Genomic DNA, 24,395 nt, shown 5'->3' with positions numbered 1-24,395 from the left:
CCATGGGTGGGGGTGTGATGAAATCGAGCGGCGGCGGCGGTCGCAGGCGGCGGCGCGGCAGCGGTGCCAACCGGCCCATGGCCGAGATCAACGTCACCCCCATGGTCGACGTCATGCTGGTCTTGCTGATCATCTTCATGGTGGCGGCTCCGCTGCTGACGGTGGGCGTGCCGGTCGAGCTGCCCAAGACGGCGGCCAGTTCGCTGCCCGCCGATACCGAAGAGCCGCTGACCGTGACCATCACCGCCGAGGGTCTTGTGTCGATCCAGACCACCGAGGTCACGATGGAAGAACTGGTGAGCCGCCTGCGCGCCATCGCGGCCGAGCGGGCCGATGATCGCATCTTCCTGCGCGCCGACGGGGCGGTGCCCTATCAGACCGTCGCTCAGGTGATGGGGGCGCTGAACAGGGGCGGCTTTTCCTCGATCGGTCTGGTGACCGACACTGGCGGCCCCGCGCTTGACGGCGCGAGCGGCGGTTGAGGGGGCGCGATTGCGCAGATCACTTGCCATATCCGGAGGGGCGCACGCCCTCGTGATCCTGTGGGCGTTGCTTGGCAACGTCTTCCGGCCCGATCCGCCTGAATTCGAGGTTGCCGATATCTCGGTGATTTCCGAGGCGGAGTTCGCAGCGATGACAGAAGCGGCGCGCGCGCCGAAGGTACAGGATCAGGTCGAGGCACCCACCTTGGCGCCCGAACCCGTGCCTGCGCCAGAGCCCGTGCCAGAGCCCGAGCCCGTGCCAGCGCCAACGCCCGAGCCTGAGCCGACGCCCGAACCCGAGGCAGCGCCCGAGCCGATTCCGGAGCCTGCGCCCGAACCAACCCCGGAGCCCGCTGTGGTGCCCGAACCGCAACCCGTTCCCGAACCGCAGCCGGTGCCCGAGCCGCTGCCGCCTGCACTCGAAGAGGTGCCGCAGGTTCTTGCGCCCGTCACCGCGCCGCGCCCGAAACCGCGGCCCGCGCCGCGCGTCGCTGCCGAGCCGGTGATTGCCCCCGCGCCGGATGTTGCGGAGGCCGAAACCCGTCAGGACGCCGCCGAGCCTGAGGCCGTGGCGCCTGAGATCGTGGAAGAGACTCAGGAAGCAACCGCGCCGCCGGAAACCGCGACCGAAATCGTCACCGAGGCCGAGGAGCCGGCTTCGGCACCGGCATCCTCGATGCGGCCCAAGACCCGCCCGCGCGACATCGCGCAGGCGCAGGAAACTCCGCAGCCCGAGGCCCCAGCCGCCGCGGCAGCCGACAAGCCCGCCGCTGCCACGCCAGCGGAAAAGCCCGCCGCGAAACCTGCGACGCAAAGCGCCGAGGTCAAGGAGGCGGTCGACGATGCCATCGCCGAAGCGCTGGCGGGCGGCGGAGCACCAACGCAGGGGGCCGCGCCTTCGGGGCCGCCACTGACCCGCGGCGAGCAGGACGCGCTGCGGGTCGCGGTGCAGCGTTGCTGGCTGGTCGATGTGGGCAGCGAGGCTGCCAGCGTCACGGTGACCGTCGCGATGGATATGGAACCCAACGGCCGTGTGGTCAGCTCCAGCCTGAAGCTGCTCAGTAGCAGCGGCGGCAGCGGCGCGGCCTCCGAGGCGGCGTTTCAGGCGGCGCGGCGCGCCATCCTGCGCTGTCAGGGCGACACGGGTTACACGCTGCCCTCGGACAAGTATGAGCAGTGGAAGCGCATTGAGATGACCTTTAACCCCGACGAAATGAGGCTGAGATGAGCATAAAGGCGGCCAGACTTCGCGCATCGCTGCGTCTTGCGGGATTTTCAGGGGGGCCGTCGCACCCCGATGCGTCACAACAAGAGGGGCGAGATGCCCCCAGAGACATGAGGTTCGGAATGAAACAGCTGATGGCGCTTTGCCTTGCCCTTCTTGCGGTGGTGGCGTTGCCCGCCGCATCGCAGGCTCAGAACGGCCCGCTGCGGATCGAGATCACCGAGGGCACCATCGAGCCGATGGCCTATGCCGTGCCCGATTTTGTCGCCGAAACGCCGGGGGCGTCGCAATATGCCCAGCAACTGGCTCGGGTGGTCGCCGACGATCTGAGCGGCACCGGCCTGTTTCGCGAAATCCCGCGCGAGGCGCATATCAGCCGGGTGACCTCGTTCGAGGCCCCGGTGCAGTTTGCCGACTGGCGCGCTATCAACGCGCTGGTGCTGCTCACCGGCTCGGTCGCCGAGCAGGGCGGGCGCATCACGGTGAAATTCCGCGTCTGGGATGTGTTCTCGGGCACCGAGCTGGGGCAGGGGATGCAATTCGCCGCCACCGCCGATGGCTGGCGCAGGCTGTCGCACAAGGTGGCCGATCAGGTCTACACCCGCCTGACCGGCGAAAGCGGCTATTTCGACAGCCGCGTGGTGTTCGTGTCTGAAAGCGGCCCCAAGGACCAGCGCGCCAAGCGGCTGGCGATCATGGATTACGACGGCGCCAACGTGCAATACCTGACCGATTCGCGTTCCATCGTGCTGGCGCCGCGGTTCTCGCCCAGTGGCGACCGGGTTCTGTATACCAGCTACGAGACCGGCGAGCCGCGCATTCATGTGCTCAACGTCGGTTCGGTGCGCAGCCAGATCCTGCAGAACGGCGGCGGCGTCATGAGCTTTGCGCCGCGCTTTTCGCCGGATGGCAGCCGGGTGGTCTATTCGGTGACCTCGGGCAGCAACACCGACATCTACCTGATGGAGCTTGCCAGCGGTGCGACGCGTCAGCTGACCTTCACGCCCTCGATCGAAACCGCGCCGAGCTTTTCGCCCGATGGCAGCCGGATCGTGTTCGAAAGCGACCGCTCGGGCACGCAGCAGCTGTATATCATGTCGGCAGCGGGCGGCGAGGCAACGCGGATCAGCTTTGGTCAGGGGCGCTATGGCACGCCGGTCTGGTCGCCGCGCGGCGATCTTATCGCCTTTACCAAGCAGCTGTCAGGGCGCTTCCACATCGGGGTGATGCGCACCGATGGCAGCGAAGAGCGCCTGCTGACCGCCTCGCCGCTTGACGAAGGCCCGACATGGGCCCCCAACGGGCGGGTGATCATGTTCAGCCGCGAGACGCTGGGCGCGCAGGGCACGTCGTCGCTGTATTCGGTCGATGTCGCCGGGCGCAAGCTGACCCGCGTGCGCACCCCCGATGGCGCCTCCGACCCGGCCTGGGGCCCGCTTCAGTAACAGGGTGCCCGGGAAATGCGCCTACGGTTCATCCCGGGCATGCTGCAACCGTTTTCAAGACGTCACCGCCATGTTAAGACATCGGCAACATTCGAGCAGGACATCTCCATGCATATCTTCTCCAAGGCTCTGATCCTCACCGCCGTTCTCGGTCTGGCGGCCTGTACCAATGGTGGCCGCTTCGGCAACGGCGCTGGCGACGGCTACGGTTCAGGCGCCAATGGCGGCGTTTCCGGCGGCGTGCTGCCGGGATCGGCCAACGATCCGGCCTCGCCCGCCTATTTCAACCAGACCGTCGGGGACCGCGTGTTCTTCGCGGTCGATCAGTCGACCCTTAGCGCGCAGGCGCAGGCCACCCTTGACGGTCAGGCGCAATGGCTGATGACCAACAATGACTATCTCGCCGTGATCGAAGGTCACGCCGACGAACAGGGCACCCGCGAATACAACATCGCGCTTGGCGCCCGCCGCGCCAACGCCACCATGGAATACCTGATCTCCAAGGGCATCGCGCCGAACCGCCTGCGCTTTGTGTCCTACGGCAAGGAACGCCCGGTCGAGGTCTGCGCCTCCGAGGCGTGTTATTCCAAGAACCGCCGCGCCGTGACCGTGATCTCCATGGGCATGGGCAGCTGATCCGATGCGCCTGACCGCCCTTGCCGTCTCGCTCGCGCTAGCTGCGAGCGGGGCCATCGCCCAGGACAGCCAGAGCCTTGCCGACATCCGGCAGGATCTGACCGCGCTGTCGGGCCAGCTCTCCGGGCTTCGCCAGGAACTGAGCGCATCCGCCAGCAATGGCGTGCAGGTGAGCGGCTCTGTGCTTGACCGGATCAATGTCATCGAGGCGGCGCTTCAGCAGCTGACCGCGCAAACCGAGCAGCTGTCGCATCGCATCGAAACCGTTGTGCAGGATGGCACCAACCGCATCGGCGATCTGCAATTCCGGCTTTGCGAGATCGAGCCGGGCTGCGACATCGGCGCTCTGGGCAGCACGCCCCCGCTGGGCGGCGCGGCTCCCGAAACGGCGGTGACTGCGCCCGCGCCAGCCCCCGCAGCGCCCTCCGGGGCGCTGCCGTCGGGCGGCGCAGAATTGGCCGTGGCCGAGGAAGCAGACTTCAGGCGAGCCCGGGAGGCGCTCGCCTCGGGTGACTTTCAATCCGCCGCGAACCAGTTTGCGGCCTTCCGCGAGACCTTTCCGGGAAGCCCCCTCGAAGCGGCCGCCCTCGTCAGCGAGGGCAACGCCCTGAGCGCCACCGGCGATGTCAAGGAAGCGGCCCGCCGCTTTCTGTCAGCCTATGCCAATTACCCGGCCAGTGAGGCGGCGCCCGAGGCGCTGTGGCGTCTGGGCGCATCGCTGGGCCAACTTGGCAGCACCAGCGAGGCCTGCGTGACCCTGTCAGAGGTCGAGACGCGCTATCCCGGTACCGACCCCGTGGCCGAGGCCAAGGCCGAGATGGGCCGTCTCGGCTGCCAGTGAAAGGCCGCAGCGGGTGAGCACGCTCGACCAGCGCTTCGCCGAGGCGATGGGTGCGGCGCTTGGCCCTGCGTTCCCATCCGAGATCGCGCTTGCGGTATCGGGGGGCGGCGACAGCATGGCGATGCTGACCCTTGCCCATAACTGGACGCATCGCTGGGGCGTGCGGCTGCGCATCGTTACCGTCGATCACGGTCTGCGCCCCGAAGCCGCGCAGGAGGCGGCGTTGGTGCGCGCGACCTGCGACGAGCTGGGCCACCCTCATGATATTTTGCACTGGCATTGGGACGGGCAGGGCAACCTGATGGATGCCGCGCGGCGCGGGCGTCTGACCGTCATCGGCGACTGGTTGCAGGGCACGCGCCATCTGCTGCTGGCCCATACCCGCGATGACGTGGCCGAGACCTTTTTGATGCGACTGGCGCGGGGCTCCGGGGTCGATGGCCTGTCCGCGATGGCGCCATTGCGAGACATTGCCCGGCCTGATGGCAGCAGTTTCAGCGTGCTGCGCCCCTGCCTCGACATGGGGCGCGAAGAGCTGCGTCATTATCTGCGCACGCTCAAGGGCACTTGGGTCGAAGACCCGTCCAACCAAGATGACCGTTACGAGCGGGCGCGCCTGCGCAAGCTGCTGGCGACGCTGGGCGGGTATGGGCTGGATGCGGCGACGCTGGCACAAACCGCCAACCGGATGTCGCGCTCTGCCGACGCCTTGCGCCAGCGCGCCGCCGAAGCCTGGACACGCATCGGAACCGAGGACAGCGCCGCCGCGACGCTGAGCTTTGAGCGCGACTCGTTTGCCGCGCTCGACCGCGACACGCAGGCCCGCCTGCTGGCGGCCGCGCTTCAGTTTGTCGCGCAGGCCAGCTATCGCCCGCGCAGCGCAGCGCTTGAGTCCTTGCTCGACCGTCTGCTCGCCGGCGGGGCTGGCACGCTGCATGGCTGCGAGGCGCGCTGCGGGCGCACCAATCTGCGGATTTTTCGCGAGTATGCCGCCGTTGCAGCAACGCGTACTCCGGCAGCGGCGGGCCTGTGGGATGGCAAGTGGCTGATATCGCATCCTGATTGCGCTGACCTGACGGTGCGCGCCCTTGGCGATGACGGCTGGCGGCAAGCGGAAACTGCCCGTGAACACGGCCCCGCCCATGCCATTTCCCGCGGTCTTCCGTCGCTGTGGCGGGGCGATAGGCTGGTGGCCTGCGACGCGCTGAACCTTGGTCCGGGGGGCACCGCAACGCTGGTTCCGGGCGCGCGCGGTTTCGCGGGGTTTCTCCTTTCGCGGTGAATCACGTTGAACCGGGGCGCGCAGTCTCTATGTTGTAACAAACGCGTTCCTGTCAGGGGCGCGCGACGCATGTTTGGAGGATTCCTTGGGCAACGCACGCAATATCGCCTTCTGGGTGGTCCTGTTTCTACTCATTCTGGCTCTGTTCAACCTGTTTTCAGGGGGTGGCAGCACCCTGCAGAGCCGCGAAATCAGCTATTCGGATTTCGTGAACTCGGTTGAGGACAACAGTGTCAGCTCGGTCACCATAGACGGCGAGCAGATCCGCTATCGCAGCAGCGACGGCAACGATTACGTCACGGTCAAGCCCGAGGACGCGCAGGTCACCGATCTGCTGATCGACAACAACGTGACGGTGCGGGCCGAACAGCAGGAACAATCGGGCTTTCAGGCCTTTCTGCTGAGCCTTCTGCCCTTCCTGCTGCTGATCGGCGTCTGGATCTATTTCATGAACCGGATGCAGGGTGGCGGCAAAGGCGGCGCCATGGGCTTTGGCAAGTCGAAGGCCAAGCTGCTGACCGAAAAGCACGGGCGGGTCACCTTTGACGACGTCGCCGGGATCGACGAGGCCAAGGAAGAGCTCGAAGAGATCGTGGAATTCCTGCGCAACCCGCAGAAATATTCCCGCCTTGGCGGCAAGATCCCCAAGGGTGCGCTGCTGGTCGGCCCTCCGGGCACCGGTAAAACGCTGCTGGCACGCGCCATCGCGGGCGAGGCCGGCGTGCCGTTCTTCACCATCTCTGGTTCCGACTTTGTCGAGATGTTCGTCGGCGTCGGTGCAAGCCGGGTGCGTGACATGTTCGAGCAGGCGAAAAAGAACGCGCCCTGCATCGTCTTCATCGACGAGATCGACGCTGTGGGCCGCAACCGTGGCTCTGGCTATGGCGGTGGCAATGATGAGCGCGAACAGACGCTTAACCAGCTGCTGGTCGAGATGGACGGTTTCGAGGCCAACGAGGGCGTGATCATCGTTGCCGCGACCAACCGGCGCGACGTGCTTGACCCTGCGCTGCTGCGTCCGGGCCGTTTTGACCGTCAGGTCATGGTGGGCAACCCCGACATCAAGGGCCGCGAAAAGATCCTTGGCGTGCATGCGCGCAAGACCCCGCTTGGCCCCGATGTCGATCTGCGCATCATCGCGCGCGGCACTCCCGGGTTCTCGGGCGCGGATCTGGCCAACCTCGTGAACGAGGCGGCCCTGACCGCCGCCCGCGTTGGCCGCCGCTTTGTCACTATGGAAGATTTCGAGAACGCCAAGGACAAGGTCATGATGGGCGCCGAGCGTCGCAGCATGGTCCTGACCGCCGAGCAAAAGGAAAAGACCGCCTATCACGAGGCCGGTCACGCCGTGGTGGGCCTTTTGCTGCCGCAATGCGACCCGGTCTACAAGGCCACGATCATCCCGCGCGGCGGTGCGCTTGGCATGGTGGTGTCGCTGCCGGAAATCGACCGTCTGAACTGGCATCTCTCGGAGTGCGAGGAAAAGATGGCGATGACCATGGCCGGCAAGGCCGCCGAGATCATCAAATACGGTGCGGCCAACGTGTCGAACGGCCCGGCGGGCGACATTCAGCAGGCGTCGGCACTGGCGCGGGCCATGGTGCTGCGCTGGGGCATGTCGGACAAGGTCGGCAACATCGACTATTCCGAAGCGCATGAAGGCTATCAGGGCAACACCGCCGGCCTGTCGGTTTCGGCTCACACCAAGGAGCTGATCGAGGACGAGGTGAACCGTTTCATCACCGAAGCCTACAACCGCGCCTACCAGATCCTGACCGATCATAACGAAGATTGGGAACGTCTGGCGCAGGGCCTGCTGGAATACGAGACCCTGACCGGCGAAGAGATCAAGCGCGTGATGCGCGGCGAACCGCCCCATTCGACGAGCAAGGACGACGATTCCGACGATACGCCGTCGATCACGGCGATCCCCAAGACCAAGCCCAAGGCAAAACCCGAGGGCGACGGCAGTATGGAACCCGAGCCCACCGCATGAGTGAAAGCGTCCATCGCGACTGGGACCCCGGACTTTATCACAAGTTCCGGGGTCTTCGTTTGCGCCCCGCAATGGATCTGCTGCGCGCCGTCGGGCCTTTGCCCGAAGGCGGGGTCGTCGATCTTGGCTGCGGCAGCGGCGCGGCAGGCCCGGCGCTCAAGGCGCTGAAGCGCCCGGTGAGCGGCGTCGATCTCAGCGCCTCGATGCTGGAAAAGGCGCGGGCAACCGGCTGCTACGATGCGCTGGTTCAGGCCGATCTGTCGGACTGGGCCCCCGAGGTTCCGGCGGCGCTGATCTTTGCCAATGCCTCGCTGCAATGGGTCAAGGATCACGAAACCCTGCTGGAACGGCTGGCGGGCCATCTGGCCCCCGGCGGCACGCTGGCGGTGCAGATGCCGCATCAGAACAACGCGCCCTCGCACCGGCTATGGCTGACCATGGCGCATGAACTGTTTCCGGATGCCATTGATCCCGAATCCATTCCGGGGGTGATGCTGCCGGCGGAATACCACCACCTGCTGTCCTCGCTGGGCACCGTCACCCTGTGGGAGACGGAATATTATCAGGAACTGAGCGATGAGGGCGACGGCCACCCGGTGCGCCGCTTTACCGAAGCGACCTTTGCCCGCCCGGTGCTGAACGCGCTGAGCGAGGCCGAACAGGCCCGCCTGATCGCCGCCTATGAAACCGTGGTTGGATCTGCCTATCCGACCGGCGCAAACGGGCGGGTGCTGTTCCCGTTCCGTCGCCTGTTCTTTACCCTCACCATCTGAAAAGGCCCTGCAATGCCGGCATTGAAACCCACCGATTTTACCGGAACCATCCGCTGGCTCGGGCGGGTCCCGGTTGATGGCGGCGCTCTGCGATCAGAGCCATGCGAGGCGCTGGAGCTGAGCTTTGAAGGCGTGGCCGGTGAGCGGCATTCGGGCCTGACCCGCGCCGCGTGCAGCCGCGTTACGGCGCAACATCCGCGCGGCACGCCGATCGCCAATGTGCGCCAGCTGACCGTGCTCTCTGCCGAAGAGATCGCCCAGACCGCCGCGCTGATGGGGCTCGATGCGCTCGATCCGGCATGGGTCGGCGCCTCGATCATCGTCGAAGGCCTGCCCGACCTGACACATCTGCCGCCCTCGTCGCGCCTGCAGGGGCCGAACGGGGCGACGCTGGTGGTCGATATGGAAAACCGGCCCTGCGTCTTGCCCGGCCGCGAGATCGAGAAAGACCGGGCAGGTTTTGGCAAGCTGTACAAGCGCGCCGCCGAGTCGCGGCGCGGCATCACCGCGTGGGTCGAGCGCCCCGGCACGCTGCGCCTTGGCGACACGCTGACGCTGCATGTCCCCGACCAACGGCTCTGGGCCCATGCCGAGGCGGTGCTGGGCTAAGACCGTCTATCGGCTTTCGTCTCCTGTCTTTTCCGGTACATGGTCGCGGCAACAGCCAAAGGAGCCACCATGATCCCTGATATCGAGATCGCCCGCGCCGCCAGCAAACGCCCGATCCTCGAGATCGGCGCAACGCTCGACATTCCGCCCGAACACCTGCTGCCTTATGGGCATGACAAGGCCAAGGTCAGCCGCGACTTCATCGCCGGGCTGGACGGGCGCGCGAGCGGCAAGCTGATTCTTGTCACCGCGATCAACCCGACCCCGGCGGGCGAGGGCAAGACCACCACCACCGTCGGGCTGGGCGACGGGCTGGCACGGATCGGCAAGAAGACGGCGATCTGCATTCGCGAAGCCTCGCTCGGGCCGAATTTTGGCATGAAGGGCGGCGCGGCGGGCGGCGGTCATGCGCAGATCGTCCCGATGGAAGAAATGAACCTGCATTTCACCGGCGATTTCCATGCCATCACCAGCGCCCACAACTTGCTGGCGGCGATGATCGACAACCACATCCACTGGGGCAACGAGCAGGATATCGACCTGCGCCGGGTGGTCTGGCGCCGGGTGGTCGATATGAACGACCGGGCGCTGCGCGACGTGGTCTGTGGGCTTGGCGGGGTGCCCAATGGCTTTCCGCGCGAGAGCGGCTTTGACATCACCGTTGCGTCGGAGGTCATGGCGATCCTGTGCCTTGCCGACGACCTGAACGATCTGCAACGTCGGCTGGGCGACATGATCGTCGCCTATCGGCGCGACCGCTCGGCGGTTTATGCGCGCGACATCAAGGCCGATGGCGCGATGACCGTGCTGCTGCGCGAGGCGATGCAGCCCAATCTGGTGCAGACGCTGGAACACACGCCGGCCTTCGTGCATGGTGGCCCGTTCGCCAATATCGCCCATGGCTGCAATTCCGTGGTCGCCACGCGCACCGCGCTGAAGCTGGCCGATTACGTGGTGACCGAGGCGGGCTTTGGCGCGGATCTCGGGGCGGAGAAATTCTTTAACATCAAGTGCCGCAAGGCCGGGCTGACCCCCGATTGCGTGGTGCTGGTGGCGACGGTGCGGGCGCTCAAGATGAACGGCGGGGTCAGCAAGGACGCGCTTGGCAGCGAAGACGCCGAAGCCGTGTCGCGCGGTTGTGCCAACCTTGGGCGGCATATCCAGAACATCAAGGGCTTTGGTGTGCCGGTGGTGGTGGCGATCAACCATTTCACCGGCGACACCCCGGCCGAAATCGAGGCCGTCCAGAGCTATGTTGCGGGGCAGGGGGCCGAGGCGTATCTGTGCACCCACTGGGCCGATGGCGGTGCAGGGACCGAGGATCTGGCGCGGCGCGTGGCGCAGATCGCCGATGCCGGGGGCACGCAATTCGCGCCGCTTTATCCCGATGAGATGCCCCTGTGGGACAAGATCCAATGCGTGGCCGAACGCATCTATCACGCTCATGAGGTCACCGCCGATACCCGCATCCTTGATCAGCTCAAGGAATGGGATTCGCTCGGCTACGGCCATCTGCCGGTCTGCATGGCCAAGACGCAGTACAGTTTCAGCACCGACCCGCTGCTGTGCGGCGCCCCCGAAGGCCATGTGGTGCCGGTGCGCGAAGTGCGGCTTGCGGCGGGCGCGGGATTCGTCGTGGCGATCTGCGGCGACATCCTGACCATGCCCGGCCTACCGCGTCGCCCCGCCGCCGAGGGTATCCGCCTCAATGCCGCGGGCGAGGTCGAGGGGCTGTTCTGAGCCGCGTCGTCGCCTTTCGGAAACCTCGGTGACGCAAGCTTTGTGCATTTCGTCGCGTCGGTGCGTTGAACATCCGGCGCGGCTGCGGCATCAGGGGGCAAGTCATACAGGAGCCCCGGATGCGCGACCCCGCAACCCTTTCGGACATGACCGAATTGCGCGTCGAGATCGACAGGACCGACGCCGAGCTCAGCGCGTTGCTGGCGCATCGGGCGCAGTTGATCAGCCGCGCCGCCGAACTCAAGGCGGCCAATGGCTGGCCGGCGCGGATCGATGCGCGGGTCGACGAGGTGATCGCGAACGCGCGTGCGAACGCCGCGCGCGATGGCTGGGACCCTGCGCTGGCGGAATACATCTGGACGGAACTGGTGGAATGGTCGATCCGGCGCGAGGAAACCGCGCTTGGGCGGGAATAGGGAAAAGCGCATGGCGGCAAGCATCATCGACGGCAAGGCCTTTGCGGCCAAGGTGCGGGAAAAAGTGGCGGAGCATGTCTCGCGGCTGAAGGCGGATCACGGCATCACGCCGGGGCTGGCGGTGGTGCTGGTGGGCGAAGACCCGGCGTCTCAGGTCTATGTGCGCAACAAGGGCAAGCAGACCGTCGAATGCGGGATGCAAAGCTTTGAGCACAAGCTGCCGGTCGACACCCCCGAGGCCGACCTGCTGGCGCTGGTGGCGCGGCTCAACGCCGATCCGGCGGTGCATGGCATTCTCGTGCAGCTGCCGCTGCCCGCGCATATGAATGCCGATGCGGTGATCAATGCCATCGACCCGGCCAAGGATGTCGACGGGTTCCATATCTCCAACGTCGGGCTTCTGGGCACAGGTCAGAAAAGCATGGTGCCCTGCACGCCGCTGGGCTGCCTGATGATGCTGCGCGAGCAGCTTGGCAGCTTGTCGGGGCTGAACGCGGTGGTGATCGGGCGCAGCAATATCGTCGGCAAGCCGATGGCGCAGCTGCTGCTAGGCGAAAGCTGCACGGTGACCATCGCCCATTCGCGGACGAAGGATCTGCCCGAGGTAGTGCGCCGCGCCGATATCGTGGTGGCAGCGGTGGGCCGCCCGCAGATGGTGCCGGGCGACTGGATCAAGCCGGGCGCGACGGTGATCGACGTCGGCATCAACCGCATCGATGTGCCCGAGACCGGCAAGACCCGGCTTGTGGGCGATGTCGATTACGACAGCTGCGCGCAGGTGGCCGGGGCAATCACCCCGGTGCCGGGCGGGGTTGGTCCGATGACCATCGCCTGTCTTCTGGCCAACACGGTGACCGCCTGCTGCCGCGCCAACGGCCTTGCCGAGCCCGAGGGGCTGACCGCCTAAGCCGGCACCGGCACGATGGTGCCAATCAGCAGGGCGATCTGAACCTCGCCCTGATCTGACAGCGCAAACACATCGGCGGCGGCGATCACCAGCCGTCGCCCCGGCTTGATGATGCGCCCGCGCGCGATCAGCCGCTCTCCCCTTGCGGGGGCCAGCAGGTGGATCTTCATTTCCGAGGCCAGCACCTCCATGCCCTCGGGCAGGATCGACAGGGCGGAATAGCCCGCTGCGCTGTCGCCGATGCCAAAGGCCAGCGCGGCGTGGCCAAAGCCCTGCTGCTGCGAGACCTCGGCGCGAATCGGAGCCTCGATCTCGACGGCGCCGGCGCGGATGCTGCGCAGCCGCGCGCCAAGCGTTTCCATCATGCCCTGACGGGCAAAGCTGTCGCGGATGCGTTGTTCAATGTTCATCGGCGCATGGTGCCGGGCGGCACGGCGGCTGGCAAGGCGCGGCGTGGCATTGGCAGGGCGCAGGGCTTTGGCCCGGTGAGGATCGCCGTCGCCCCATCGCCCATCATCGTGTTCAGCGGCGCGCGATCGCAGCGCAGACCGCCGGTATAGGCGCCGTAGGCTGGCATGATCAGCCGCACCGCGTCGATCAGGAAACAGGGGCGCGACAAGCGGCGCCCGCGCAGGTTCAGCAGAGCCTTGGGGTGGTAATGCCCCGAGACTTCGGCGCTGGCACCCTCTTGTGCGATATGCCGGAACAGCAGCGGGCCGATCCGGGCCTCTGCCAGATGAGTGCCGCCAAGCGCGGCGGGATCGGGGTCGTGGTTGCCTTCGATCCAGATCCATCTGCGCCCCGCCTGCAGGCGGAGAATCCACAGCCGGTCATCCTCGGGCAGCTCATCGGCGATGCCGATGGCGTCGAAGCTGTCGCCCAGACAGATCACCTGGCTGGCCTGCGTTGCCTCGAGATCTGCGTCGAGCTTCAGCAAGGTCTCGCGCGTCTCGTAAGGGGGCAGGGCGGCGCCGCCAACCGCAGACAGACGGGCGGATTTGCCGAAATGCAGATCCGAGACGACAAGCAGGTCTTCGCCCGGCCAATGCAGCGCGCCAGAGGGCATGGCGCGCAGATCCGCGCCATGGAAGCGGAAATCGTGGGTGTTCATGACATGTTCCATTGCCACGACGGGCGCGGCTTCGCAAGGGGCGCGCTAGTGGGCAGGGGTGACGCCACGGATCAGCTGGCGCAGATCAGGCCGCGCGAACTAGCCGAGGGTTTCCTCCGTCTGCAGGATGCACTGGCAACAGACCATGCGCCGCGCGCAAGGGTTCGGCGCGCTCAGTCGTCGCCGCAGAACAGCTCGTAGACCGTTTCGAGCATCCGCTTGGGGCGGTCGTCGGCGAGGCGGTAATAGATCGCCTTGCCTTCGCGGCGGGGCACGACCAACCCTTCGAGCCGCAGCCGCGACAATTGTTGCGACACCGCCGCCTGCCGGGCCGACAGCAGGTCTTCGAGTTCGGTCACCGATTTTTCGCCGCTTACAAGGTGACACAGGATCATCAGCCGCCCCTCGTGGCTGATCGCCTTGAGAAAGGCCGCGGCATTGGCCGCCTTTTTGGCGATGCGGTCGAGCTCTTCGGTGCTCATCTTGTCGTTGATCACGGGGAGTGTCATGTTCGTCATCCACCATCCGGAGGGCCTTGCGGCGTCGTGGCTGCGCCCTCTGGGGGCGCCAGTTCGAGGCGGTAGCCGGAATGTGCGGTCCACATCCTGTCCCGCGTCGGCCAAGAGAAATCCGCCCCCGGATGGCTTTCGAACCGGGGTCGCTCAACGTCGACGTTTACAACAAGAAAGGCCGGTGTGAACAAGGGCTTGCGCTTGTCTACAATGCCGTCCACCCGGATTTCGCGCAGTTCTGCCTGCAAACGCGGCGCAAAGCGTCCTGCGGAGGTCTCGGGATAGGGGGGCGTGATTTCGATGGTGCCGCAGGCACATCCGGGCTGTTCGATCAGCACTGAGTGCGGTTCTGCCGGTGCCTGCAGTGCAAGAAACGGCAGTGCGCAAAGCGCAGCCAGCAGGGCAGAGCGTATGTTGCGCAGACGGATCATCGCAGACCGATTGATTAGGGTTTAACGATTAACATAATATGAATGTATGAATTCAACAAGCGACAAGGGTCTTGCTTGATATGTGCTGCACGGGGGCGGCGCTGGCCGGTCTGCGTCTCATTACCCTGCAGCCTGTACCATGGGGCGGTTGCAGCTGTGCTTTGCCACCGGGGTGGCGATGATCCTCCGCGGCATGGGCTTTGTTTGGGACAGCGTCAGCCTGCCGACCATTGACGCTTTGGGAAAGGCAGCAAGTTGCCATTCGCCGACCGGCGTATAGGCAGTGAGAGCGACGCGGAGATCGAGCCTTTCAAAGGTATTCCGCAACCTCCTGCCATTGGGATCGTTTCTGCGCCGTCCCATCCAAGGGGCGGCGTCTTGCCGTTATCGGCGGTCTGGAATCCCTCCGTTGCAGGTCGCGGTGGAACCAGTCAGACTGGTGGTGTTTCTGGCGCAGGTTTTTCTGCCCAGCCGTGTCTTCATCAGGGCCGTTCAATTTCAGGGCGGCAGTTCGAGGAGTTTGGTAGATGACCTTTCGTATGGGAATTCTGTGGCTTGCCGGCTTTATTGCCTTTGGCGCTGCCGTCGGCCTTGTGCCACGGGGCGACGATATCGCGCCGGGCAGCGTGCCAAGGGCGGTTGGATTCAAGCTTTGACCGCAGGCTGGCGTTAACCGTATTTTTCCGATCGCGGTGCTACGGATCACCGCATGAACCAGTTGCTTCTTCTTGTTGTTCTGCTTGCGCTGGCGGCCTGTTCGGTCGGGCCACCCCCACCTCCTGGCCAGATCAGGGACAGCGACCGCGACGCGCTGACACTGGCAATCATGCGGCTGGGGCCGGGGGTTGCCTATGACGAGGCGAAACGGATCAGTTCGGTGGCGTATACCTATCCGCATGTGCTCTTGCGCGACTATCAGGCGAAACTGGGGGCGCTGAACGCGAGACGCCCGCCCGTTTTCGATATCAAGACGCCGGCGGTCTGTGCAAAATGGGCGGACAGGCACCTGCAAAGGCTGTTGCAGGAAGCGCCGCGCACGCTTGATCTGCGCATGGCGATGGCCGACCCGTCGATCAACACGCCGTTTGCGCATAGCACCGTGGTGGTAACCGCAAAAGGCGCGCCGTTGACGAGCGGGCTGGTGTTGGATGGCTGTCGCCGCAGCGGCAACCTGTATTGGAAGCTGGTGACGGATGATCGGTACCGGTGGCGCCCCCAATCCGATATGCTGTGGGATCGCACATTTGGGCGCAAACCCTGGTACGCCAGAACCCCGTTGGAGGGGCGCCTTGTGCGGCCAGATCCGCTTGCACCGTGAGAGCGCTGCGCTCAGGTGACCGCTTCGGGGTTGACCTTGGCGGAGTGGCAGCCACCTAGTGGGGCAAATGCCGTGCAGGCTTATCGGCAACGCTCAGGAGACACGATGCCCCACGACCACCACCATCACCACTCGATTGACCAGAATGCGGGCGATGGGCGGTTGATCGGGGCGATCTCGGTGAACCTTGGCCTGACGGTGGTTCAGGTTGCTGGCGGCATCGTGTCGGGCAGCCTTGCCATGATCGCGGATGCGCTGCACAACTTCTCGGATGCGATCTCATTGATCATCGCCGCCGTGGCGCGGCGCATCGCGCGCAGACCGGCGAACGAGGATATGCCTTTTGGCTATGCGCGGGCCGAGATCGTGGCCGCGCTGGTCAATTACACCACGCTGATCGTGATCGGGATCTATCTTGCGATGGAAGCGGTGCTGCGATTCCTGTCGCCTGAGCCGGTCGAGGGCTGGCTGGTGGTAATCATCGCTGCTGTGGCCCTGCTGGTGGATCTGGTGACGGCGATGCTGACCTGGGCGATGTCGAAGGACAGCGTCAACATCCGCGCGGCCTTTCTGCACAACGTCGCCGATGCGCTGGGCTCGGTTGCGGTGATCCTTGCGGGCACGCTGATCCTGTTGTTCGACTGGACTTGGATCGACCCGGCGGTGACCTTGCTGATCGCGGGCTATATCCTTTGGATGGCGCTGTCCGAAATCGGCGGGGTGATCCGCATTCTGATGCTCGGCAGCCCTCCGGCCTTGGCGCCTTCGCAGGTGCTGAGCGAGGCGCAGGCGATCGAAGGGGTCGCCGGGGTGCACGAGGCGCATCTTTGGCAGATCGACGAACACACTGCCGCGTTGCAGGCGCATCTTGTCGTCATCGACGGTGCGTGGGGCAGGGCCGACGACATCAAGGCAGAGGTCAAGGCGCGGATGAAGGCGCGGTTCGGCATCTCGCATGTGGTGCTGGAGATGGAGTGCGCGCGGCATGCCTGCGCCGCTCCGGCGCAATGGGGCGACAGCTGATGCATCCTCGAACCGGTGCCAATTCGGGCGGCAGCCCTTGCAGCCCCTCCGGCCCGATACTAAGAATCTCTCAACACCACCCGGCTAGGCATCACAGAGTTACGACAGGCAGGCACATATGAAAGATCCAATCGAGACATACATGAACACGCTCGTTCCGATGGTGGTCGAACAGACCAGCCGCGGCGAACGGGCCTACGACATTTTCTCGCGCCTGCTGAAGGAGCGGATCATTTTCGTTTCCGGCCCGGTGCATGATGGTATGTCGTCGCTGATCGTGGCGCAGCTGCTGCACCTCGAGGCGGAAAACCCGTCGAAAGAGATTTCGATGTATATCAACAGCCCCGGCGGCGTCGTGACCTCGGGCCTGTCGATCTACGACACCATGCAGTACATCAAGCCGAAGGTGTCGACGCTGGTCATCGGTCAGGCGGCCTCGATGGGCTCGCTGCTGCTGGCGGCGGGCGAGTCGGGAATGCGGTTCTCGCTGCCTAACAGCCGGATCATGGTCCACCAGCCGTCGGGCGGCTATCAGGGTCAGGCGACCGACATCATGATCCACGCCGAGGAGACGCTGAAGCTTAAGCGCCGCCTCAATGAGATCTATGTGAAGCATTGCGGTCGCACCCTCGAAGAGGTCGAGAAGGCGCTCGAGCGCGACAACTTCATGTCGCCCGAGGATGCCAAGGCCTGGGGCCTGATCGACGAGATCGTCGAGAAGCGCGGCGGCACGGACGACGCGGCCTGAGTGCTTGCCCCGGGGCCATCGGGTCGCGGGGCAATTTCCGGATTGTAGAGCAAAGGGGTCTGCCCTATCCTCTACAGGATGCTAAAAGAGAACGGGCCACGGCGGGCAATGGGAGCTCGCCCAGGCGATCAAAGGCCCTGAAAGGTGTGATATGGCGACCAATTCCGGCGGCGGTGACAGCAAGAACACCCTCTACTGCAGCTTCTGCGGCAAGAGTCAGCACGAGGTCCGCAAGCTGATTGCGGGACCGACGGTGTTTATCTGCGATGAATGCGTAGAGCTGTGCATGGACATCATCCGCGAGGAAACAAAGGGCGCCGGACTGAAATCGTCCGAGGGCGTCCCGTCCCCGCGCGAAATCTGCGACGTGCTCGATGATTACGTGATTGGCCAGTTCACGGCCAAGCGCGTGCTCTCGGTTGCGGTCCACAACCATTACAAACGACTGAACCACAGTCAGAAGTCCGCGGACATCGAACTGGCGAAGTCGAACATCCTGCTGATCGGTCCGACCGGCTGCGGCAAGACGTTGCTGGCGCAGACGCTGGCGCGTATTCTTGACGTGCCGTTCACCATGGCGGATGCGACCACGCTGACCGAAGCGGGCTATGTCGGCGAGGATGTCGAGAACATCATCCTCAAGCTGCTGCAATCGTCCGAATACAACGTCGAGCGGGCGCAGCGCGGCATCGTCTACATCGACGAGGTCGACAAGATCACCCGCAAGTCCGAAAACCCGTCGATCACCCGCGACGTGTCGGGCGAGGGCGTGCAGCAGGCGCTGCTCAAGCTGATGGAAGGCACCGTGGCGTCGGTTCCACCGCAGGGCGGGCGCAAGCACCCGCAGCAGGAATTCCTGCAAGTGGACACCACGAACATCCTGTTCATCTGTGGCGGTGCCTTTGCCGGTCTCGACCGGATCATCGCGCAGCGTGGCAAAGGGTCTGCCATGGGCTTTGGTGCCGATGTGCGCGACCCGGAAGAACGTGGCGTCGGCGAGATCTTCAAGGAACTCGAGCCCGAGGATCTGCTGAAATTCGGCCTGATCCCGGAATTCGTCGGCCGTCTGCCGGTGATCGCAACGCTCGAGGATCTGGACGAAGATGCGCTGGTGACCATCCTCACCAAGCCGAAGAACGCGCTGGTCAAGCAGTACCAGCGGCTCTTCGAGATGGAGGACACCAAGCTCAACTTCACCGATGACGCGCTCAGCGCCGTGGCCAAGCGGGCCATCCAGCGCAAGACAGGCGCACGGGGTCTGCGCTCGATCCTCGAAGGCATCCTGCTCGACACCATGTTCGAGCTGCCCGGCATGAACGATGTGACCGAGGTCGTGGTCAACGAAGAGGCGGTGAACTCGGACGCCAAGCCGCTGATGATCTACGCCGACCAGAAAAAGGAAGGCGCTTCGGCCTGAGCCGGGCTGAGGCCCGACCCTGACGGCGAAGATCTTACGCCGTCGGATCGCAAACAGAATGATGGCGCCTCTCGCTTTGTCGGGGGCGCCATTTTTTGTAACGTCGCCTTACCGACTTCGTCAGGGCACCGAAGAATGGCACCTGTTGCGGGGTGGAGTCAGGCGATTGATGCTCTGGCATTCCCCCGATGCATCCTCGTATACAAGCGCAGATCACCCAGGAGTATCGAATGATCAGACGCATTCACACCGGCAGCCCGTTCGAAGCAAAGATCGGCTATTGCCGCGCCGTCGTTGCCGGCGGGTTCGTGCATGTCGCGGGCACCGTCGGGCAGGGCGAGACGGCACCGGAGCAGTGCCGCTCGGCGCTCGAGACCATCGGCAAGGCGCTGGCCGAGGCTGGGGCCAGCTTTGCCGACGCGGTGCGCGTGACCTACTATCTGCCCGACGCGGCAGAGTTCGAAGCCTGCTGGCCGGTGCTGGTCGAGACCTTCGGGGACAACCCGCCCGTCAGCACGATGATCGAAACGAACCTCATCGATCCGAAATACCGCATCGAGATCGAGCTGACGACGCTGGCCCCGGCGGCCTGATCGCGCCGATTTGCAGCGCCCCGTGCTGGACGCGGGGGCTGCAAGTTGCCATAAGCAAAACAGGAAGATCCGAGGAGTCGCCCATGGGAATGCTGAATTCGCTTCTGAAGGCCGTGACCTGGTGGAACGGCGCCACGCTCAACACGCTTATCTGGAGCAAGCGGCACGGCACCCGCGTCGGCGAGGATGAACAGGGCAACGCCTTTTACCAGACCAAGGACGGCAAGCGCCGCTGGGTGATCTTCAATGGCGAAATCGAGGCGTCGCGCGTCAGCCCCGACTGGCACGGCTGGCTGCATTACACCTTCGATCAGCCCCCGACGACGCGCCCGCTGACCCATAAAAGCTGGGAAAAGCCGCATCTTGAAAACCTGACCGGCACTGCGCTGGCCTATGCACCGCAAGGCTCGATCCGCCAGCCGCAGCCCAAGCCGCGCTCGGATTACGAGGCCTGGAGCCCGGAATAACCCCATGACCACCTCCACAACCGAGGTGCTGGTCGGCGGGGTCGTCCTTGCCGCAGCGATCGCCTTTGGCGCCTACGCCATTACCACCACCGGATTTTCGATGGGCGGCGACGGCTATCCGCTGACCGCCAGCTTCCGTTCGCTCGAGGGGGTGAGTGTCGGCAGCGATGTGCGCCTTGCCGGGGTGAAGGTGGGCACGGTTTCGGAGATCGCGCTCAACCCCGAGACCTACCGCGCCGATATGTCGTTGACCATGGAACGCGGCGTGCAGGTGCCCGATGACAGCGCCATCCTGATTTCCTCCGAGGGGCTGCTGGGCGGCAATTTTGTCGAGATCAGCCCCGGCGGCTCGATGTTCTACCTCGAAGCCGGAGACGAGATCGTCGACACCCAAGGCTCTGTCAGCCTGATTTCGCTTCTGCTGAAATACGTTGGCGGAGGAAGCAACTGATGCGGTTCCTTCTTCTTGTCGCAACGATTCTGGCTGGCACCGCCAGCGCTCAGGAGGCCACCGATACCGGCAGTGGCGCCATGCTGCGCGGGCTCGACAAGCTGACCGGGCGCGCGGGCGATATCGAGATCCGGTCTGGCGGGATGGCGCAATTCGGTCGCATCGAAGTGTCGATGTCCGAATGCCGCTACCCCGAAGGCGACCCTGCCAGCGATGCCTTTGCCTTCCTGACCGTGCGCGAGGCGGGCAAGGCCGAGCCGGTGTTCCGGGGCTGGATGGTTGCCTCGTCGCCGGCGCTGAACGCCATGGATCACCAGCGCTATGACGTGTGGGTGTTGCGCTGCACGACCTCGTGACCGCTGGTCAGCGGCGTTCCGGCAAAATCCGCACTGCGTGACAGCGCGTCGCGCAGGCGGAAGCGATAGTCCATCCGGGTGATCTCGACCCCGCCGAGCGAGGCCAGATGCTCGGTCAGGAATTGCGTGTCGAACAGGGTGAACCCCGCGCGGCGGCACAGGTCCACCAGCCAGCAAAGCGCGATCTTCGAGCCGTCCCGGCGGCGCGAGAACATCGATTCGCCGCAGAAGGCCGCGCCGATTTCGACCCCATAGATCCCGCCAATCAGCTCTCCATCGATCCAGACCTCAAGCGAATGCGCCACGCCGCGTTGGTGCAGTTCCAGAAATAAGCGGCGGATCTCGGGGTTGATCCAGGTTTCCGGTCGGTCGGCGCAGGCGTCGATCACCGCCTCGAAGGCGGTGTCGACGGTGACGGTATAGTCAGTTTTGCGCAGGCGGCGGGCAAGGCTGCGCGAGATGTGCAGCCCATCAAGCGGAATGATGCCGCGCCGCCGGGGATCGACCCAGAACAGCTCCGGGTCGTCGCGGTGCTCGGCCATCGGAAAGACGCCCGAGCGGTAGGCGATGAGCAGCTGCTCCGCGCCAAGGCTCATGGCCGGGCGCCCCCGAATGCCCCCTGCCGCTGCATCACTCGGCCTTGAACGGATCCGTGGCCAGCCATTTTTCCAGCCAGTGGATGTTGTAGTCCCCGCTATGAATCGCCGGTTCCTGTAGCAATGCGTGGAACAGCGGGATCGTGGTGTCGACCCCATCCACGATCAGCTCGGCCAGCGCACGGTTGAGCCGCGCCAGCGCCTCGGTGCGGTCGCGTCCCTTGACGATCAGCTTGCCGATCAGGCTGTCGTAATAGGGCGGGATCGAATAGCCCTGATACAGCGCCGAATCCATCCGCACGCCAAGTCCTCCGGGGGCGTGATACTGGCTGATCTTGCCGGGGCAGGGCGAGAAATTCGGCAGCTTCTCGGCGTTGATGCGCACCTCTATGGCGTGCCCGTCGATTTTCAGATCGTCCTGAGTGAACGACAGCCCCCGGCGTTCGGCAACGCGAATCTGTTCGCGCACCAGATCGACGCCAAAGATCGCCTCGGTCACCGGGTGTTCGACCTGAAGCCGGGTATTCATCTCGATGAAATAGAACTCGCCATCCTCATAGAGGAATTCCACGGTGCCAGCGCCGGAATAGCCCAGCTCGGCCATGGCATCGGCGCAGGTCTTGCCGATGCGCGCGCGCTCTTCAGGGGTGATGCAGGGGCCGGGGGCCTCTTCGAAGACCTTCTGGTGACGGCGCTGAAGCGAGCAGTCGCGCTCGCCCAGATGAACCGCCGTGCCCTTGCCGTCGCCAAAGATCTGAATTTCGATATGGCGCGGTTTTTGCAGGTATTTCTCGATGTAGACTTCATCGTTGCCAAAGGCTGCCTTGCCCTCGGCGCGGGCGGTCTGAAAGGCGCGCTCCATCTCGGCTTCGTTGTTGGCAACCTTCATGCCACGCCCGCCGCCGCCGGCGGTGGCCTTGATGATCACCGGATAGCCGAAATCGCGGCCGATCTGCTTGGCGGCCTCGACATCGGGCACGCCGCCTTCGGAGCCGGGCACGCAGGGCACGCCAAGCGCCTTCATCGTATCCTTGGCGGTGATCTTGTCGCCCATGATTCGGATATGCGCCGCAGAGGGACCGATGAAGGTGAGACCGTGGTCTTCGACCATCTGCACAAATCGGGCGTTTTCCGACAGGAAGCCGTAGCCGGGGTGAATCGCCTGCGCCCCGGTGATTTCGCAGGCCGAGATGATCCCGGCGGGCGACAGGTAGCTTTCCGAAGACTGCGCCGGGCCGATGCAGATGCTTTCATCGGCCATGCGCACATGCATGGCGTCGGCGTCGGCGGTGGAATGCACGGCAACCGAGGCGATGCCCATTTCGCGGCAGGCGCGGATGACCCGCAGCGCGATCTCGCCGCGATTGGCGATCAGAATCTTGTCGAACATGATGCCCCCTTATTCAAGGATGACGAGCGGAGCGCCGTATTCGACGGGGGCGCCGTCCTCGACGAGGATGCGCTTGACGGTCCCGGCGCGGGGCGCGGGAATGTGGTTCATGGTCTTCATCGCCTCGACGATGATCAGCGTGTCGCCTTCGCGCACCTGCTGGCCGACGCTGATGAACGACGGTGCGCCCGGTTCGGGCTGCATGTACACGGTGCCGACCATGGGCGAGGTCACGGCGCCGGGATGGGCAGCGGGATCTTCGGGCATGGTGTCTGCGACAGGCGCAGCAGGGGCGGCCGTGGCCGCCGCCATCGGGGCCGCGGGGGCCGCCATCGCGACCGGAGCGGTCATGTGCGTATGGCGGCTGACGCGTACGTTGAGGCTGTCGTCCTCGGCATAATCGCGCTTGACCTGAAGCTCGGTCAGGTCGTTGTCGCGGAGCAGCTCCGCCAATGCCTTGATGAAGGCCACATCGGCTTCGTGGGTGTTCTTGCTCATGCAATCCTCGCCGGTAGATGTCAGGGCCTGTGTCAGGGGGCCCGTGGATTGACGGGCTTATAGGCCAAGCCTTTCGCCATGAAAAGCGACGGCGCAGGGATTTGCGGCGCACAGGGCAGGTTTCCCACCACGAAGCCGTGACGGCAGGCCGTCATTCAGAGGTCTTCGACAAAGCCGGTGTCGGTCGGCAGATCCGCGCGTGAGGCATAAGGGGTGGGTAAAGGCGGCGCAGATTTGGGGCTGTCCGGGTCCGGGGCGGGTTCAGGCGCGTGCGCGTTGACCGGTTCGGGGGCTGGCTCGTCGGGTGTCTGGGCGGTCTGGGGCAGGGATTCTGCGGGCTTTGGCGTGGTTGGCGCAGAGGCGCTTTCGCTATGCATCTTGTCGGCCTGATCCTGAAGCATCTTTGCAATGCGGATCTGCATGACAGAGGGCGGTGAAATGCGTTGCGAGCTTTGCCGTGCAGCCATCTGTCGGGACTCGGCAGAGGGATCCTGATCGGTGCCGGTCTGGGTTCCAGTGCTGGCCTGTTCCTTGACTGGCTGAACGCGCGAGATCCGGGCCGGTTCGTTTTGCACCGCAGGAAGCCCCTGGGGGTGGCCCGTCGCCAGAGGGGCCAGAAATTGCGTCAGACTTGGGAACTGCATAGACATACTCCATCAGATACAGCGCCCCCACTGCCTGCAGAGTACCAGCATCGGCGAAGTCTGTGTGATGTCTTTTCGCATGCGGCGCGATGGAATCGCAGCAATGGTTAAGGCCGCCTTTGAAAACACAGGAAACCGGTAAAATGGGCGCGGAATGCCGCGCCCAGTCCGTAGTTCAGCCGGCTTCGGGGCGATTCACCCCTTGTTTGCGCGGTTTTCGATGAGGTCTTCGACGACGGAAGGGTCGGCGAGGGTTGAGATGTCGCCGAGGGCGGCGAAGTCGTTTTCGGCGATCTTGCGCAGGATGCGGCGCATGATCTTGCCGGATCGGGTCTTGGGCAGGCCCGGCGCCCACTGGATCAGGTCTGGCGAGGCGATGGGGCCGATCTCGGTGCGCACCCAGCTGCGCAGCTCCTTGACCAGCGCGTCGGACGGTTCCACATCGTTCATCAGCGTCACGTAGCAATAGATGCCCTGACCCTTGACCG

Annotated in this window: 29 protein-coding genes and 1 pseudogene; 21 read left to right on the top strand and 9 right to left on the bottom strand. The window is 64.9% G+C overall.

What is annotated here, in order from left to right:
- The first annotated feature begins 2 nt into the window (after positions 1–2).
- The 12 genes from tolR (at position 3) to folD (ending at position 12,352) form a co-directional block, all read left to right on the top strand.
- A complete protein-coding gene (tolR, locus tag KO516_RS16935) occupies positions 3–482 on the top strand; it encodes a protein TolR (protein ID WP_216004975.1) in 480 nt (159 codons plus the stop codon).
- 10 nt (positions 483–492) lie between these two features.
- Entirely contained in the window at positions 493–1,710 is a 1,218-nt protein-coding gene (locus tag KO516_RS16930; RefSeq protein WP_216004974.1) for a cell envelope biogenesis protein TolA, read from the top strand.
- 119 nt (positions 1,711–1,829) lie between these two features.
- Positions 1,830–3,152 (top strand): Tol-Pal system beta propeller repeat protein TolB, encoded by a 1,323-nt coding sequence (gene tolB / locus KO516_RS16925; RefSeq protein WP_216004973.1) that lies wholly within the window; start codon positions 1,830–1,832, stop codon positions 3,150–3,152.
- Between the two features lie 108 nt (positions 3,153–3,260).
- Positions 3,261–3,788: a peptidoglycan-associated lipoprotein Pal gene (gene pal, locus KO516_RS16920; protein WP_216004972.1), complete on the top strand. Its 528-nt coding sequence runs from the start codon at positions 3,261–3,263 to the stop codon at positions 3,786–3,788.
- A gap of 4 nt (positions 3,789–3,792) precedes the next feature.
- Complete coding sequence (ybgF, locus tag KO516_RS16915) at positions 3,793–4,629, top strand: tol-pal system protein YbgF (RefSeq protein ID WP_216004971.1); 837 nt, start codon at positions 3,793–3,795, stop codon at positions 4,627–4,629.
- 13 nt (positions 4,630–4,642) lie between these two features.
- Positions 4,643–5,911 carry a tRNA lysidine(34) synthetase TilS gene (tilS, locus tag KO516_RS16910; RefSeq protein ID WP_371742097.1) on the top strand — a complete coding sequence of 423 codons (1,269 nt, stop codon included), beginning with the start codon at positions 4,643–4,645 and terminating at the stop codon, positions 5,909–5,911.
- An 85-nt stretch (positions 5,912–5,996) separates the two neighbouring features.
- Positions 5,997–7,907: an ATP-dependent zinc metalloprotease FtsH gene (ftsH, locus tag KO516_RS16905; protein ID WP_216004970.1), complete on the top strand. Its 1,911-nt coding sequence runs from the start codon at positions 5,997–5,999 to the stop codon at positions 7,905–7,907.
- On the top strand, positions 7,904–8,680 hold the full coding sequence (locus tag KO516_RS16900) for a methyltransferase domain-containing protein (RefSeq protein WP_216004969.1): 777 nt from the start codon (positions 7,904–7,906) through the stop codon (positions 8,678–8,680). The genes ftsH and KO516_RS16900 overlap by 4 nt, the downstream gene beginning before the upstream one ends.
- Positions 8,681–8,692: 12 nt before the next feature.
- A complete protein-coding gene (locus tag KO516_RS16895) occupies positions 8,693–9,289 on the top strand; it encodes an MOSC domain-containing protein (protein WP_216004968.1) in 597 nt (198 codons plus the stop codon).
- A gap of 69 nt (positions 9,290–9,358) precedes the next feature.
- Positions 9,359–11,029: a formate--tetrahydrofolate ligase gene (locus tag KO516_RS16890; RefSeq protein WP_216004967.1), complete on the top strand. Its 1,671-nt coding sequence runs from the start codon at positions 9,359–9,361 to the stop codon at positions 11,027–11,029.
- Between the two features lie 119 nt (positions 11,030–11,148).
- A complete protein-coding gene (locus KO516_RS16885; RefSeq protein WP_216004966.1) occupies positions 11,149–11,445 on the top strand; it encodes a chorismate mutase in 297 nt (98 codons plus the stop codon).
- 10 nt (positions 11,446–11,455) lie between these two features.
- Positions 11,456–12,352, top strand: coding sequence for a bifunctional methylenetetrahydrofolate dehydrogenase/methenyltetrahydrofolate cyclohydrolase FolD (gene folD, locus KO516_RS16880; RefSeq protein WP_216004965.1), 897 nt, complete (start codon positions 11,456–11,458; stop codon positions 12,350–12,352).
- On the opposite strand, the gene KO516_RS16875 is transcribed toward folD, so the two are convergent.
- The 4 genes from KO516_RS16875 to KO516_RS16860 all read right to left on the bottom strand — a co-directional run bounded on the left by KO516_RS16875 (position 12,349) and on the right by KO516_RS16860 (position 14,313).
- On the bottom strand, positions 12,349–12,762 hold the full coding sequence (locus KO516_RS16875) for a PaaI family thioesterase (RefSeq protein ID WP_216004964.1): 414 nt from the start codon (positions 12,760–12,762) through the stop codon (positions 12,349–12,351). The two genes, folD and KO516_RS16875, sit on opposite strands and share 4 nt — an antisense overlap.
- Positions 12,759–13,463: a ligase-associated DNA damage response endonuclease PdeM gene (pdeM, locus tag KO516_RS16870; protein WP_216004963.1), complete on the bottom strand. Its 705-nt coding sequence runs from the start codon at positions 13,461–13,463 to the stop codon at positions 12,759–12,761. The genes KO516_RS16875 and pdeM overlap by 4 nt, the downstream gene beginning before the upstream one ends.
- Positions 13,464–13,636: 173 nt before the next feature.
- Positions 13,637–13,972 (bottom strand): helix-turn-helix transcriptional regulator, encoded by a 336-nt coding sequence (locus tag KO516_RS16865; RefSeq protein WP_216004962.1) that lies wholly within the window; start codon positions 13,970–13,972, stop codon positions 13,637–13,639.
- Between the two features lie 5 nt (positions 13,973–13,977).
- On the bottom strand, positions 13,978–14,313 hold the full coding sequence (locus KO516_RS16860; protein ID WP_216004961.1) for a thioredoxin family protein: 336 nt from the start codon (positions 14,311–14,313) through the stop codon (positions 13,978–13,980).
- 620 nt (positions 14,314–14,933) lie between these two features.
- On the opposite strand from KO516_RS16860, the gene KO516_RS24585 reads away from it, so the two are divergent.
- From KO516_RS24585 to KO516_RS16820, 9 genes are all read left to right on the top strand, one after another.
- A complete protein-coding gene (locus KO516_RS24585) occupies positions 14,934–15,062 on the top strand; it encodes a hypothetical protein (protein WP_256444186.1) in 129 nt (42 codons plus the stop codon).
- Between the two features lie 53 nt (positions 15,063–15,115).
- Positions 15,116–15,724: a hypothetical protein gene (locus KO516_RS16855; RefSeq protein ID WP_216004960.1), complete on the top strand. Its 609-nt coding sequence runs from the start codon at positions 15,116–15,118 to the stop codon at positions 15,722–15,724.
- A 105-nt stretch (positions 15,725–15,829) separates the two neighbouring features.
- The gene (locus KO516_RS16850) at positions 15,830–16,747 is read left to right on the top strand and encodes a cation diffusion facilitator family transporter (protein ID WP_216004959.1); all 918 of its coding nucleotides are present in this window, start codon (positions 15,830–15,832) and stop codon (positions 16,745–16,747) included.
- Positions 16,748–16,865: 118 nt separating this feature from the next.
- Entirely contained in the window at positions 16,866–17,495 is a 630-nt protein-coding gene (locus KO516_RS16845; RefSeq protein ID WP_216004958.1) for an ATP-dependent Clp protease proteolytic subunit, read from the top strand.
- 151 nt (positions 17,496–17,646) lie between these two features.
- On the top strand, positions 17,647–18,912 hold the full coding sequence (gene clpX, locus KO516_RS16840; protein ID WP_216004957.1) for an ATP-dependent Clp protease ATP-binding subunit ClpX: 1,266 nt from the start codon (positions 17,647–17,649) through the stop codon (positions 18,910–18,912).
- Between the two features lie 230 nt (positions 18,913–19,142).
- The gene (locus KO516_RS16835; protein WP_216004956.1) at positions 19,143–19,505 is read left to right on the top strand and encodes a RidA family protein; all 363 of its coding nucleotides are present in this window, start codon (positions 19,143–19,145) and stop codon (positions 19,503–19,505) included.
- A gap of 83 nt (positions 19,506–19,588) precedes the next feature.
- Complete coding sequence (locus tag KO516_RS16830; protein WP_216004955.1) at positions 19,589–19,972, top strand: NADH:ubiquinone oxidoreductase subunit NDUFA12; 384 nt, start codon at positions 19,589–19,591, stop codon at positions 19,970–19,972.
- Between the two features lie 4 nt (positions 19,973–19,976).
- A complete protein-coding gene (gene mlaD / locus KO516_RS16825; RefSeq protein ID WP_216004954.1) occupies positions 19,977–20,423 on the top strand; it encodes an outer membrane lipid asymmetry maintenance protein MlaD in 447 nt (148 codons plus the stop codon).
- A complete protein-coding gene (locus tag KO516_RS16820; RefSeq protein ID WP_216004953.1) occupies positions 20,423–20,779 on the top strand; it encodes a DUF2155 domain-containing protein in 357 nt (118 codons plus the stop codon). The genes mlaD and KO516_RS16820 overlap by 1 nt, the downstream gene beginning before the upstream one ends.
- Here KO516_RS16820 and aat read toward each other — a convergent pair.
- From aat to KO516_RS16795, 5 genes and pseudogenes are all read right to left on the bottom strand, one after another.
- Entirely contained in the window at positions 20,743–21,375 is a 633-nt protein-coding gene (gene aat, locus KO516_RS16815; protein ID WP_216004952.1) for a leucyl/phenylalanyl-tRNA--protein transferase, read from the bottom strand. The genes KO516_RS16820 and aat overlap by 37 nt on opposite strands.
- 34 nt (positions 21,376–21,409) lie before the next feature.
- Positions 21,410–22,765 carry an acetyl-CoA carboxylase biotin carboxylase subunit gene (accC, locus tag KO516_RS16810; RefSeq protein WP_216004951.1) on the bottom strand — a complete coding sequence of 452 codons (1,356 nt, stop codon included), beginning with the start codon at positions 22,763–22,765 and terminating at the stop codon, positions 21,410–21,412.
- 9 nt (positions 22,766–22,774) lie between these two features.
- Positions 22,775–23,263, bottom strand: a complete 489-nt coding sequence (accB, locus tag KO516_RS16805) for an acetyl-CoA carboxylase biotin carboxyl carrier protein (RefSeq protein WP_216004950.1) — start codon at positions 23,261–23,263, stop codon at positions 22,775–22,777.
- Between the two features lie 155 nt (positions 23,264–23,418).
- Positions 23,419–23,838 carry a hypothetical protein gene (locus tag KO516_RS16800; RefSeq protein ID WP_216004949.1) on the bottom strand — a complete coding sequence of 140 codons (420 nt, stop codon included), beginning with the start codon at positions 23,836–23,838 and terminating at the stop codon, positions 23,419–23,421.
- 264 nt (positions 23,839–24,102) lie between these two features.
- Positions 24,103–24,395 (bottom strand): annotated as a pseudogene (locus KO516_RS16795) (acetyl-coenzyme A synthetase); the annotation flags it as partial.

Origin of the sequence: Citreicella sp. C3M06, from assembly GCF_018860705.1 — a bacterium.
In the GTDB taxonomy this organism is placed as follows: Bacteria; Pseudomonadota; Alphaproteobacteria; order Rhodobacterales; family Rhodobacteraceae; genus Salipiger.
Note: the sequence above shows the minus strand (reverse complement) of the source record. Positions and strands in the feature narration are given on the sequence as shown.